Source organism: Pseudomonas sp. CC11G (genome assembly GCF_056174845.1).
On record NZ_JBWBZC010000035.1, the window covers coordinates 14,841 to 27,905 of the forward strand.

Sequence of the window (13,065 nt, forward strand, 5' to 3'; positions counted from 1 at the left end):
ACGGCTTATTCGACCTTCAGGCTGCCGTAGCTCGGTTTGCTTTCCAGCGCCTGATCCTGCGGGGCGTACATGCGCGAATAGCGCGCCGGCGGCAGGGAGAATTCGCCTTTCTGCGAGAAGCGCACCAGGTGGCGCACGGTCAGGCCGCCTTGCAGGCTATCCACCGGCACGGCGTACAGCAGTTGGCCGTCTTCGTGGCGGGCTTTTTCCAGTGGGGCGGCTTCTTCGGAATCCAGACCGCTCACCTGAATGCCCCAGGTGGTGCGTTCCACGTCGGCGCCCGGCGGCAGTGGCACTTCCAGCAGGCCGTAGCGCAGGGCGCGGGCGTCTTCGCTGCTGAGGTTCACTTCGTCCAGGTACAGGTCGTCGCCGGAGATGGCTTCGCCCTCGCCCACTTCCTTCACGCTGAATTCAAACGCGGTATCACCCGGTACCAAACGCAACAGACGACGGCTTAAGGTCACCGGCAATACGCCCGGTTTGCTCTGCGCGCTGCGGTAGCTAAGGGCGACGTTTACCGGCTCGGTGACGGACGCAGGCAAGTCGAGCGCGCTAGGCACGCCTTTGCCGGTCCATACCCACTGGGTTTCGCCGCTCGGGCGTTGCTGAGCCTGCCAGCCTTCACCCGGTTTCAGTTCGCTTGGCGCAGCCTTTTGCTGGCTGGCGGCTTGCAGCCAGGTCAGCGCCAGGGCGCGTTCGAGGGTCGACTGTTCCGGCGCCAGGCGTTGCAGCAAGGCCTTGGCCTGGGCTTGGTCGACACCGGCCAGTTTCGCTTTCAGGCTGGCCACAAACGGATGCTCGCTGGCATTAACCAGTTCTTGTGCACCGGCCAGTTGCGAGGCGAACGCCGCCGGCTGATTCACTTTGCTTTGCTTGGCCAGCTCGGCGGTCAGCACACGGGCGACGGCCAGACCCAACTTGGAGTTTGGCGCGGCGAGAATCAGGCTGGTCTGGCCGTCATCGCTTGGCGTTTCTTCGTCCGCTGGCTGCACGTTGGCAACGTCGGTACGTGGTGCTTCGGCAGCCGCTGCATCGTCGGTGGCAGCGTCGACTTTGGCGGCCACTTCCGCATCGGCCTTGGCCTGCGCGTCGTGGTTGGCCAGGTCGGTCATCAGGCCGTCCACCAGGGTGTTGATCGGCAGCTTCATGTCTTTGGCGAAGGCCAGAATCAGCGCCCGTTGCAGCAGCGGCGTGGTCGCTGCCTGCTTGGCGTAGATGTCCATCACCCGCTGCCAATGATCGGCCGGCAGGCTCAGCTCCAGCGCCTGGCTGGCATACCAGTCGGCGTAGTACGCATACGCGGTGAGGAAGGCATCGGGCTCGGCGCCCTGGCCCCACCAGGTGAACAACGCTTCCGGCCGGCCATTTGCACCAGGCGCAGGCGGCTGTTTTGCATGATCAGGCGCAGGCGGTCGGTGACGCGTTTCTCTACACGCCCGCCTTCAGCATTGCCGACCTCGGCTTTGCTAAGCAACGGATACGCCAGGCTCAGCGGCAGCAGACGGCTGGCGGTTTGCTCGACGCAGCCGTAGGGGTATTCGAGCAGGTCGTCCAGGTTGCTGTTGAACAAGGCTTGCGCGCTGTCGTCCAGACGCAGGCTGATGTCGCTGGCATCGCCTGGCAGTTGCAGGGCGTTGCTTCCGGCATTGGCGGCGAGACGTTGGGTTTGCAGGTCTTGCCAGCCTTTGCCGACGCTGCGCAGTGTCACGCTAAGGGCATCCACCGGTTTGCCGTCGAGCAGCAGCTCGGCTTTCCATTCGCCGCCTACCACCGGCACCTTGGGCAGCGGCAGGTAGTTGATGCCTTTTTCCAGGTCGATGGGGGTGCGTTTTTCCTGGCCGTTGAAGTGGCTGACCAGCTCGGCCTTGGTCGCTTGCTCGCCTTGGTTAAAGACGAACACGCCCATCGCCGGTTGGTCGTCGGTACGGAATTGGGTCGGGCCGCTCCACTTCAGGTACAGCGGTTTTTCCGAGCGGATAAATTGTTTCTTCTGCCCCACGGTGCCGGCGTCGGCAACGGCGCGGGCGGTGATGCGCCAGCGGGTCAGCGAGTCGGGCATGCGGAAGGTGATTTTCGCGTGGCCATCGGCATCGGTAACCAGGTCCGGTTGCCAGGCGGCGGTGTCGACTTCTTCACGGCGCGGCGCTCCAGCACTTTTACGCTGCGGTCGCTGCGGTTGGCTTTGCCCGGCGCGGTGGGCGAACCCGGCAGGGCCACGTCGTAGCTGATAAACGACAGGCTGGCGCTGGTGCGCACGTTGTTGCGGCGCGGGTGGTAGAAGAATTGATCGATGCTCGGAGCAATTTCTGGCTGCAGGGCGTAGATCATTTCATCCACCACGCTGACGGTCAGGCGCGTGCCTACCGGCTTGCCGGCGAACTGGGTGCTGAGGTCGATGGTCACCAACTCGCCGGGCTCGTATTGCTCTTTGTCGGCGGCAATGGCGATGTCGATCTGCGGCGCGGCAACCTTGATGCCGGCGTTCTGGAAGCTGTAGTCGCCGCCTTTGGTGTACAGGGCGGAGAAGGTCAGGTTCGGCGAGAACTGTTCGGTAACCGGAATGCGCGCGCGGTATTGGGTGTCGCTGAGTTTTTCCAGCTTCAGCCAGTCGGCGCCTTTGGAAAGCAGCGCGGTGGCTTCTACCGAATCACGTTCCAGGGTCAGCAGGGCATCGCCTACCGGTTCCGGGAAAGTGATCAGTGCCAGGGCTTCGTCGCCGGCTTGTATTCGGGTTTATCCAGCACGATCTCGATGGTGCCGGCGACGGCTTTTACGCCTTCGCCGCTTACCGATGGCCGGTGGCGCCGAGGATCAGGCCGTGGTCGTCCTTGAGGGTGATGCTGTAGGAACCGGGGCGCTCAAAACTCAGGTCGAAACCGTCGCATCGGCGGCCAGGCTGCCTTCGTCTTTGCTCTGGTCTTCCAGGCGTACCCACTCGTAGTGCGCGGGTTTATGGGTTTCTTTTTTCTGCCCCTGGGCGGTTTCGCTGCGGTAGCTGAAGCGCACTTTTTCGTTGGCGGCACTGAAGCGCTGCGGAGCGCTCAGGCGGTAACGGGCGGCGCCACGTTCGATCAGGATTTCCTTGCTGGTTTTCACCCGGTACGCCGCGCCGTCGCTGGCGAATACGGTGAGCAGGTAGCGACTCGGCTTGTCGGCGGCCGGCAGTTTCAGTTCGGCACGGCCCTGGCTGTCGGTGGTGATTTCAGTGGTGGCCAACTCGACCGGGAATTGACCGAGGTATTGCAGTTCGTTGTCGATCATCGACAGCTGCTGGGCACGCAGGGTCAGTTGCACTTTGGCGTTTTTAACCGGCTTGCCGTCGGGGTAGACCAGCACCAGATTGCCCTTCACTTCTTCGCCGGTACGGAAGTCTGGCTTGGCCAGGTCCAGGGCGATTTCGAAGTGCGGCTTGATGTAGTCGGCCACGCGGAAGGCGCTGCTGTATTGCTGATCGCGGTAGCCGAAACGCAGTTCGTAACCACCGGCCACGGCGTTGTTCGGCAACTGGAACCGGCCTTGGCTGCCGGCCTTGCTGTCCATGGTCAGGTCCAGGGTTTGCAGGGCGGTGCCGTTGGCGTCCAGCACGGTGAGTTTCACCGGGGCGCTGGTGGGGGCTACCGAATCACGGGCGTTCTTGAATTCACGACCGAGGATTTTCACTTCCACCCAATCGCCCGGGCGATACAGCGGGCGGTCGGTGAAGGCGTAGAGTTTGGTGTCGTAGATTTCGCTGTCGTAATAGAAGTTCTCGGAGACGAACACGCCGCCTTCGCTGTCTTCACCCAGCACGTACGAGCGCTCGGGGCTGGCGTGTTTCAGGCGCAGCAGGCCTTGGTCATCGGTGGTGCCGCTGCTCATCACGCCCAGGCCATCGCTCCACAGCACCTTGGCTTTGGGGACCACGCTGCCTTCGTGTTTGCGTGCGGTCCAGACCAGCAATTCGTCGCCGGCAATCTTGCTCACGGCCACGGTGTTGGAGACAAACACCATGGTGGTGGCGCGGTATTTACCGACCAGCGCTTCGACCAGGTACAGGCCAGGTTTCAGCTTGCCCAGTGGCACATACACGTTGCCCGGGTTAACGGTGACAAAGTCGCTGGACGAACCGGCCAGCTCGACGCCTTTAGGCGGCTGAATGGCTTTGGCGTCCCACAGTGGATAGCGGAATTGCGCCACCAGCGGCAGGCCTTTGAGCGGGGCAAATTGCGGGGTGTTTTCGTATTGGGTTGGCTCGGCGATGGCCGTGCCCATTTTCAGTTCTGGTGCTTCTTCGGTGACGTTCTTGCGCGACTCGTAGGAGAACGCGCGCTGCATCACCCGGCGGGATTTGCGGTACCAGTTGTCCCACAGGTACGACAGGGTATTGGCCAGGCCTTCGCCTTTGAACTCGCCTTCTGCGACCACACGGTGCAGGTTCTTCTGGCGCTTCAAAAACTCCAGCGGCTGGTCGATGCGGTACACGCGCATGTCCACGCCACCATAGGGTTCCATGGTGTAGCGACGGTAATCGCGGCCGGGCGCTTCAAGGCGCACCTGGGCCACTTCGTCGGTAGCAAAGCTTGAGTCGGCCAACAGGAAGAACGACTCGCCGGCCATGGGCGTGTAACCGCTGGGGTTGACGCTGTCTTCGGCGTGCAGGCTGCTGAGTGGCAGCAATACGCTGGCCAGAAGGGCCAGGCCCAGGCGACGCACACCCGCTTTACGGGAAATCATCGAGCAAGAAACTGCAGACGATATATGCCGATAAAGTTGGGATTGGATTCGTCGGGTATCCATCGGGTGTCCTTCCATGTCATGAGTTGTTGCACGCTGACCGAACGCATGCCGTTATCGGTCGGCGTGGTGGTGCCTGTGTGGTATGCGATTTCGCGGCCCATCCAGATCATCAGATGTTGCTCATCGCCCTGGTCGAAAAAAATCAGATCGCCGGGCCGCGCCTGGTTAAGGTCGCGGCCGAGAAATTGGCTGTTGTACTGAATCAGTTTGATCGCGTTGACGTACGGCCCAACCTTGCCGCCGCCCTGCTGCCATTGCTGGGCCAGGCTGCGCTGCTCGTCTTGCAGTTGCAGCTCCGGCGGCAGGTAACGGTTGGACAGGCCATTGGCACGCAGCCACTTGGCATCGTGCACTCTCAACGCTTCATTGGCGGCAAAGCGCACCAGGCCGGCACAGTCTTGCTGGTGCCAGCGCGGGCTAGGGCCTTGGCGCAGTTGTTCCTGGGCGATGCGCACGAACCAGGCGCGAAACACCTGGGACTGCTCAGCGTCCAGCGGGGTGATAACGGATGCCGTGGCGCAGGCGAGCGTGGGCAGCAACAGGCTACCCAACAGCACCAGCGTCATGGCCGCGCGCGCTCTCACAGTGAACGCCACTCCAGCGGCAGCCATTGCCAGTTGGAGTCCGGCGCGGCGTCGGCCGGCAGGGTCAGCGCGTAGCTGTTGTGCCCGGCCAAGGCTTTCAGCTTGGGCAGCAGCATGGTTTGCGCGGCGTTGCGGAACACCGGCTCCATGTCGCTGGGTAGCGCGTCCAGGGTTTCCTGTTCAAACAGGCTGGAGAGCGTGGACGGCGCCAGGTAGGCCGGCACGACCGCGTCTTTGGGCAGCACGTCGGCCAGCGGCGGGAAGCGTTTGTCCAGGGCATCCAGGCTCTTGGCAACCAAGGCGTCGTCCAGGGAAAACAGCAACGTCGAACCGTGACGCACCAGGCTTACGCGGAAGAAACCGGTGGTGAGCATGGCGTCCGGCACTTCGGCTTCACTGATGGGGTATTGGCCAAAGTTGGAGCTGACTTCGCGTTGCCAGATGTGGGTGCCGTCTTCGCGGGTTTCGTCTTTTACCGGGAAGATGCCGCCTTCGACATTGGATTCCCAGGCGCCGATGACCGAGCCAAACAAGTTGCCGAGGTTAGCGTCCAGGTCGGTACCAGCCTTGTCATCGAGCTGGCCGACCAGCAGCGGGCTGTGCAGGCGCGAGTTGGGGTACCAGCACAGGCCGGCGGCGCCGGTCAGGTGGCTGCTGAGTTGCTTGGCTACGTCTGGCTCGGCACCGACTTTGGCGAGCATTTTTTCGTGCACGGCGGGTGCAACCGGCAGGGCTACACAGGCACTAGCCCCCATTGGCATGGCGCGCCAGATGGGGTTGAAGTCGAGGGTGGTTTTGTCGCCGCTGTCGTTTAGCGCCAGGTAGCTGTGCCAGCCGGCGCCGTCCATTTCAAAGCGCAGGCCGGCAAAGGTGGGGATAAAGCGCTGGTAGCCCATGGCAACGTAGTCGCTGCCCAGCGAGATACGTTGCTTGAGGTCGCCGCGTTCTTTCAGGCCAAAGCCTTCGGTAAAGGCCGCATCACCATTGAGCATGGCTTCCACCGCCTCGGTCGCGCCCTTGCCCAGTTGCGCGCCTTCGCTGTCGCTTTCCAGCAGCATGCCGGGGTTGGACAGCATGACCAGTTTGTCGCCATAGCTGGCGAACAGCAGCGCGCGTTCGCCGTTGTAGCGCAGGCGGTACAGCGGCACGGCATCGCCGTCGACGTTGAGTTCAGCGACCTGACGCAGCTGCGTGTCATCGGTGGCGACGTGGGCCAAAGGCTCCAGCAGACGGGCCAGGCCGCCGCGCTCCATCAGCACCATAAAGTTCTTCAGCTTGCCGTCGGCGCCACGCCACAGGGCGACCTGGGCCGGCTGGTCGAGCAGTTGCTCAAGCAGGGTGTCCTGCAGCTGCAGGTCGTGCTCGTAGATGATGCGGCGCAGGCTGCCGGTGATGCCCAGACGGTCAGGGTTGGACTCGTAGTAGAACACCAGGTCTTCGGTGAGGGTGTCGCGCAGCAGCGGCACAGCCAGCAGGTCTTTGGGCAAACGGCTCAAGGATTCGCTTTCGATCAGCACCTGCGGGTGTTGCAGGTCGATCTGCAACTCGCTGCTTTCGGCCAGGGTGCGCGGCGGCGCCATATGCTGCTGCAACCAGGCGAGAACGCCGGCACCGGCGAACAGCGGCACGGCAATCGCCACGGCGATTAACGCACGACGCTTGCGCCCGGCCTTGCCTTCCAGGGGAAGGGCTTCCCCGCTTTGGGTGGTGTTCTCGCTCATGTGTGCAAACCCCAGTTCGTCCGTGCTACGGCGTTGAATCAGTAATTGAAAGACTTGATCAGCTGTAAGTCGCCTATACCGCGCAAAGGCACGATAAAGGTCTCGCGTTTTTCGTTCGGCGTGTTTTCGTTGAACACCAGGCTGATTTGCGCGGTGATCACCTCGTTCTGGTTACTGCCTTCGGTGAAGTTGTAACCCTGACTGTTGAGGTTGCCCCAGTAGTTGACGAACACCAGGTAGCGGCCGTGCAGCGGCGCGGTCATGGTGAACATCTCGGGGCCGGGGCCATCGACGCTGTCGACGTCCAGGCCGCCGCCGTTGGTCAATACCGGGTCGGCAAAGAAGGCGTGCTGGCCATCGGGCGTCACCACATGCAGGTCGAGTTCGGCTTTGGGGTCGTCCCAACCGAGCACGATGCGCACCCGCGCCGGCGTCTTGTTGAAATTGGCTTCATAAAACTGCACGCGCTTGAGCGACTGGCCGTCGCCACTGACCACTTCCACGCTGTTGGAGCCCGCGCCAAAGTTGTACGGACGCACGAAGCGGCCCTGCTCGTCGGTGTACAGCGGCAGCGGGTTGCCGTTGACGACCAGGCGGTGGGGTTGGCGGGTGCCTTGCAGGTTTTTCAGGGTGCCTTCGATCAGGCTGCGGCCACGTTGGGCGCCACGGTCGATGGGCGGAGTCGGGTAGGCGACACGGGCGTCATCGGCGCGATCAAGCAGGCCGGAATAACGCCAGCCGGCGACCGGTCCTTGCAGATCAACAGCGGGTTCAGCCATGGCGTTGGCGCACAGCGCGGCCAGGCAAAACAACAGCAGAGAGCGCATGCATAATCCTTTAGGCGCGCGAGAGCCGGCAAAGGTAGCCCTACCTCAGAAGCCTGACAATGACCGTTCGACACAATTTGTAAGAGATACCGAGTGGCTCACAACGCCTTGCCTTCGGGGTTTACATCCAGCCGCCCCATTGCAGGAACACGATGCCGATATTGGTCGTGATGGCCGCCACCAGGGTCGTAATCACGATGATGGCCGCGGCCAATTCATGGTTGCCGTTGGCGGCCTTGGCCATGACAAAACTGGCCGCCGCAGTCGGGCTAGCGAAGTACAGAAACAGCACGCCGAGATCCGCACCACGAAAACCAAAAGCGAAGGCGCCTGCCGTCGAGATGATCGGAAGCCAAACCATCTTCATCAGACTGGCACTCACCGCCAGCGCCCCGCTCTTGCGCAACGAGGCCAGCGACAAGGTGCCGCCGATACAGATCAGCGCCAGCGGCATGGTGAGTTGCGCCAGGTATTCACCCGAGGTGGTCAGCCAGGCCGGCAGCGGAATCTGCCAGTAGGCGAAGGGAATGGCCGCCAGCACGCCGATGATCAGCGGGTTGCAGATAATGCTTTTGCTGATGCTCCACACATCCGACTTGGCGCTCGGGCTATAGATAGCCAGCACGATGGCGGACAGGCTGTTGTACGAAAGGATCACCACGCCCGCGAGAATGCCCCCGAGCGACAAGCCGTAATCGCCGTAGAGGCTGGTAGCCAGGGCCAGCCCGATAATGCCGTTGTTACCGCGAAACGCGCCCTGGGTGTACACACCGCGGTCGGCCAGCGGCACGCGCCAGATGGCCCAGGCCCAGACCAGCAGAAAGCCCACCACCGTTGCCAGCGCGAAGTAGCCGAGCACGGCCGGCTGCATCGCCGTGCGCAGGTCTGCGTGAATGATCGCCAGAAACAACATGACGGGCATGCTGACGTTAAACACCAGGCCCGAGGCGGTGTTGATAAAAGGACCGTCGATCAATGCCAGGCGCTTGAGGAAAACGCCGAGAAACAGCATGGCAAACACCGGCATGGTGATGCCGAATGTGGCGGCGATAATCGCGAACATGGGAAGCGGAACCAGGGGGGTGTCGTTAGGGGGCTAATGATAAGCCACCGACGCAGTGAGCGCGACCTGGGTTTTTGCGGGCTAACGCCTCACGAAAGCCGCCTGGGCCGGCGGCATTTCGTCACTACGTTGATTAGCGCACGCCGCCCTGAGCCAAACCGAACACCAGCAAGAGCAGATCCTGGTCTGGCCGCACTGCCAATTTAGCTTTGACGTTGGGCGGCATCTTGCATTCGCTTTTGGACATCTGTGAATGCAAAACGGCTGGGCCCGGTTCGTGCCACGCCGCTGCCGCCAGTGAGGCCACACCCAGTGCGCCGATGAGGAATACACCTCGTGCAATATCTAGCTTCATCTCACAACCCTTTGATAGCGCTGCCAAACGCTGTGGAATGACCATAGATAACTTGTTGCCAATCTGCCGAACTCCACGACGAATGGCGACGCAACTGACGCAGATCGTGACGAGCGGCTTGCTTAGGGGTGAGACGGCGACGGGATTTTTCCAGGTCCAGGGTGCCAACCTCAAAGGTGGCGGCAGCGCCCTCGCCTTCCACGCGGATAAACACGTGCTTGGAATACAGGCAGTTGTGTTGCCAGCGGCCGTTGTTCATCCGCGCAATCATCACGCCCACTGCCTGCATCACTTGGTCGTGGAAAACCGGGCCATGACGCTCGCGGCCGCCATCGGCATGCCAGCGGTCAATTTCGATAAAGCCTTTGAGCTCTGCGGTCACCAGCAAGGCGCGCCAGTTGCCGTCGGTATCGCGCTCGGCGCCGCAGTACACCACTTGCGGCACATTGATGCCCAACCGGTTGAGGCACTGCAGGGCATTCTGCTCACGCAATACGGTGGGCCGCCCGAAGGGGTGCAGGAAGCTGTGGTAGATGTGGCCGACCTGGCGCTTGGCATACAACAACTTGCCATCACCGCTGTAAATACGTTGCACGCCGCTGGTGCCGCCACGCCTGCTGTTGGGTTCTTCCACCCAATCGCCCTGTTGTTGCCACCATTGTTCAAACAGGCCGGGAGCCGGCGAATGCAGCGCTGCAGTCATGCGTGTAAGTCCTGTGCAGAAGATATAAAGCTGCCAACCGGTGACGGCGGCGATATCCCTTGAAAGGCCCGGGAGGGCTCAGACGTGGCCGAGAGAGTTTTTGTAAGAACTCGACCGACGAGGAATGTAGCAGCCTTTGTCTGCACAATGGAGGCCAAGTTCCGAAAACTCCTACCAAACGTCGGCCAATTTCTTATTTTATTTTTCTCCACCTTTACACCGCGGTTTCCGACAACACTACGGTGAAACGGCAACCACTGGGCTCCGCCGCACTGAGGTTTACCTCCCAGCCCTGGCTTGCACAAATACGTTGCACCAACGACAAACCGAGCCCCAAACCATCGCCACGCTGGCTGTCACCACGCACAAACGGTTGGAACATAGCCTCACGCTGGTTTTCCGGAATGCCCACGCCGGTGTCTTCCACCCTGAAGCCATCCGCCACCAGGGTCAGGCTGATATGGCCGCTGTCGGTGTAGTGCAAGGCGTTGCGCAGCAGGTTGCCCATCACGGTGCGCAGGAACGTGGCGTTGAAACTGCCGGGCATTACATCCTCGACCCGGTAATTAAGCACCAGCCCTTTGCTCTCGATAGGCGCGCGCCATTGTTCGATCAACTCATAGGCCGCGCTGTCGACGGTAATGGTGGGAATCTGGCTGGCGTCGGTATTTTGCGCACGGGCCAGCAGGAAGAAGGTTTGCACCAGCGCCCGCATGTCTTCACAGGCGCGCGAAATCCGCTGCACCTGCGCCCGCGCACGGTCGTCGAGATTGGGGTTTTCCAGCAGCAGTTCGCAGGAGCTGGCCAGCACCATCAGCGGCGTGCGCAGCTCATGGCTGACATCACTGGTAAACAGGCGCTCGCGGGTTAGCGCGTGGCGCAACAGCCCCAGGGTGGTATCGAAGGCGGCGGCCAGTTGCCCTACTTCATCGGCGGCATAGTCCGGCGCCAAGGGAGGCGCCATGGCCAACAACTGGTCGCGATGACGCACCTGCCGCGACAGCCGCACCACCGGTTCAATCACCTTGCGCGCCAGGAACTGGCCGAGAAAGACGGCCAGCGCTACACACAACACAAAGCCGATCCACACCGTGGTGTAGAGCGCTCGCTCGCGCTCTTCGAATTCACTTTGATCTTGCAGCAGCACATATTCCTGACCCGCTACTACGCGAACGAAGGCGTGGTAGGACAGGTCGCCGCGAAAAATCTCATGGAAGCCCGGCTCCATCCCTTTCAAGTAATCGGGCAGGGCGAAGTCGTCATGGCCGCCGGAAAAGTAGAACAGCTGGTCTGGCTCAGGATGGGTGCGCCACTCATCCATGTTGTCCATGTGCAGCAGGCGATCGAGGTCGCCGCTGAGCACGCCGGAAATCAGCTTCTCCTCAAGCATATGCACGGCCATATAAATGCCGAGGGCAAACGCCGCGGCCACCAGGGTGGTCATCAACACAAAACCGATAACGATGCGGCGTGACAGGCTTTGCTTAAACTCCATCAGTCACTTCCGCCAGGCGATACCCCACGCCGTGCACGGTTTGCAGCAAGGGCGTGGCAAAGGGTTTGTCGATGACTTGCCGCAACTGGTGAACGTGGCTGCGCAGGCTGTCGCTGTCCGGGCAATCGTCGCCCCACAGCGCCTCTTCCAACACTTCGCGGCGCAATACATGGGGGCTTTTCTGCATCAATGCGGCCAGCAACTTGAGGCCGATGGGGTTGAGCTTCAACGCCTTGCTGGCGCGACTGACTTGCAGGGTGTCGAGGTCATACGTGAGGTCGGCTACTTGCAGAATGCGCCGGCCGCCACCTTGGCTGCGGCGCAGCACGGCTTCGATACGGGCAGCCAGTTCGGACAAGGCGAAAGGTTTGAGCAAGTAATCATCGGCACCGGAACGGAAGCCCTGCAGGCGGTCGTCGAGCTGGTCACGGGCGGTGAGCATGATCACCGGCGTGTCGCGCCGCGCGTCTTCGCGCAGGCGTTTGCACAGGGTGTAACCGTCCATGCCCGGCATCATGATATCCAGCACGATCAGGTCGTAATGCTCGGTGGCGGCCAGGTGCAAACCCGACAATCCGTCCTGCGCGCAGTCCACGCTATAGCCCTTCATGCCGAGGTAATCGGCCAGGTTGGCGAGGATATCGCGGTTGTCTTCAACGATCAGAATGCGCATGGATATTCCTTGGGGCGGGTACTGCAGCCAGCGTGTGACGGTGCGTCTTGCTGCGCGACATTACCCGAACATTGTTTGATTGAAGCGCCTTTCACGTTTTTTTCACACTTACTTAACGCCGTGCTGACAGAGCCCGGACGAGCATGCACGCTACTCCACAAGCGTCTGGACTCAGCATGTCGTCGAATCCGCTTTCTACTTATTCACAGCCTTTCAACCTGCGCCTGGCCCTGGGCATTCCGTTCGCAATCGCGGCGCTACTGCTGCTGATCGAGCCCACGCGCCTGGACTTCGCCTTGGCCAATCTGATGTACACCCCAGGTGTGGGCTTCGTAGGCAAACACAGTGCATTTCTGGAAGACATCCTTCACGACCGCGCCAAAGAGGCGGTGATTCTGTTTGCCGTGCTGGCAATCCTCGGGTTTATCGGCAGCTTCTTTATCCAACGACTGAAACCCATGAAACGTCAGTTGGGGTATCTGGTGTTGGCGATGGGTCTGTCCACCAGCTTCGTCACGCCAATGAAAGCCGTAACCGCCGTGCAATGCCCATGGAGCCTGAGCCAGTTTGGCGGCCAGGAAACCTACAGCCCACTACTCAGCCACCGCCCGGCTACCGACAAACCCGGCCGCTGCTGGCCCGGCGGCCACGCCGCAGCGGGCTTCACCCTGTTTGCCCTGTACTTCGTCTGGCGCGACCGCAAACCACGCTGCGCCCGTGCCGGATTCGTCTTCGCCCTGACCCTGGGCACCGTGTTCTCCATCAGCCGCATGCTGCAAGGCGCGCACTTCTTCTCCCACAACCTGTGGACGGCCGTGTTTTGCTGGTTGATTTGTTTGGGGTCGTATTACGCCGTGTTGTACCGCCG

Annotated in this window: 9 protein-coding genes and 1 pseudogene; 1 reads left to right on the top strand and 9 read right to left on the bottom strand. The window is 61.6% G+C overall.

The genetic code is table 11. The annotated features are described in order from the left end of the window. Positions 1 to 5 precede the first annotated feature (5 nt). From AC0V2S_RS25600 to AC0V2S_RS25640, 9 genes and pseudogenes are all read right to left on the bottom strand, one after another. Positions 6 to 4,713: pseudogene (locus tag AC0V2S_RS25600) on the bottom strand (alpha-2-macroglobulin family protein). Next, a complete protein-coding gene (locus tag AC0V2S_RS25605; RefSeq protein ID WP_475512174.1) occupies positions 4,710 to 5,387 on the bottom strand; it encodes a DUF1175 domain-containing protein in 678 nt (225 codons plus the stop codon). Before AC0V2S_RS25605 ends, AC0V2S_RS25600 begins: the two are co-directional and overlap by 4 nt. Further along, complete coding sequence (locus AC0V2S_RS25610) at positions 5,357 to 7,081, bottom strand: DUF2138 domain-containing protein (RefSeq protein ID WP_475512175.1); 1,725 nt, start codon at positions 7,079 to 7,081, stop codon at positions 5,357 to 5,359. Before AC0V2S_RS25610 ends, AC0V2S_RS25605 begins: the two co-directional genes overlap by 31 nt. Positions 7,082 to 7,119: 38 nt before the next feature. After that, positions 7,120 to 7,908 (bottom strand): YfaP family protein, encoded by a 789-nt coding sequence (locus tag AC0V2S_RS25615; protein WP_475512176.1) that lies wholly within the window; start codon positions 7,906 to 7,908, stop codon positions 7,120 to 7,122. A 121-nt stretch (positions 7,909 to 8,029) separates the two neighbouring features. Next, complete coding sequence (locus AC0V2S_RS25620) at positions 8,030 to 8,971, bottom strand: AEC family transporter (protein WP_475512177.1); 942 nt, start codon at positions 8,969 to 8,971, stop codon at positions 8,030 to 8,032. A gap of 133 nt (positions 8,972 to 9,104) precedes the next feature. Continuing rightward, the gene (locus AC0V2S_RS25625; protein WP_475512178.1) at positions 9,105 to 9,326 is read right to left on the bottom strand and encodes a hypothetical protein; all 222 of its coding nucleotides are present in this window, start codon (positions 9,324 to 9,326) and stop codon (positions 9,105 to 9,107) included. 1 nt (position 9,327) lies between these two features. Beyond that, complete coding sequence (locus AC0V2S_RS25630; protein ID WP_475512179.1) at positions 9,328 to 10,029, bottom strand: lipopolysaccharide kinase InaA family protein; 702 nt, start codon at positions 10,027 to 10,029, stop codon at positions 9,328 to 9,330. Between the two features lie 214 nt (positions 10,030 to 10,243). After that, on the bottom strand, positions 10,244 to 11,524 hold the full coding sequence (locus AC0V2S_RS25635) for a sensor histidine kinase (protein ID WP_475512180.1): 1,281 nt from the start codon (positions 11,522 to 11,524) through the stop codon (positions 10,244 to 10,246). Continuing rightward, on the bottom strand, positions 11,514 to 12,197 hold the full coding sequence (locus tag AC0V2S_RS25640; RefSeq protein ID WP_475512181.1) for a response regulator transcription factor: 684 nt from the start codon (positions 12,195 to 12,197) through the stop codon (positions 11,514 to 11,516). The genes AC0V2S_RS25635 and AC0V2S_RS25640 overlap by 11 nt, the downstream gene beginning before the upstream one ends. 176 nt (positions 12,198 to 12,373) lie before the next feature. Between AC0V2S_RS25640 and AC0V2S_RS25645 the strand changes: the two genes are divergently transcribed. After that, on the top strand, positions 12,374 to 13,065 hold a 692-nt coding region (locus AC0V2S_RS25645; protein ID WP_475512182.1), incomplete at its 3' end, for a phosphatase PAP2 family protein.

Coding starts and splice junctions, on each gene's coding strand:
- AC0V2S_RS25605 (WP_475512174.1), bottom strand. CDS start 5,387: ATGGCTGCCGCTGGAGTGGCGTTCACTGTGAGAGCGCGCGCGGCCATG.
- AC0V2S_RS25610 (WP_475512175.1), bottom strand. CDS start 7,081: ATGAGCGAGAACACCACCCAAAGCGGGGAAGCCCTTCCCCTGGAAGGC.
- AC0V2S_RS25615 (WP_475512176.1), bottom strand. CDS start 7,908: ATGCGCTCTCTGCTGTTGTTTTGCCTGGCCGCGCTGTGCGCCAACGCC.
- AC0V2S_RS25620 (WP_475512177.1), bottom strand. CDS start 8,971: ATGTTCGCGATTATCGCCGCCACATTCGGCATCACCATGCCGGTGTTT.
- AC0V2S_RS25625 (WP_475512178.1), bottom strand. CDS start 9,326: ATGAAGCTAGATATTGCACGAGGTGTATTCCTCATCGGCGCACTGGGT.
- AC0V2S_RS25630 (WP_475512179.1), bottom strand. CDS start 10,029: ATGACTGCAGCGCTGCATTCGCCGGCTCCCGGCCTGTTTGAACAATGG.
- AC0V2S_RS25635 (WP_475512180.1), bottom strand. CDS start 11,524: ATGGAGTTTAAGCAAAGCCTGTCACGCCGCATCGTTATCGGTTTTGTG.
- AC0V2S_RS25640 (WP_475512181.1), bottom strand. CDS start 12,197: ATGCGCATTCTGATCGTTGAAGACAACCGCGATATCCTCGCCAACCTG.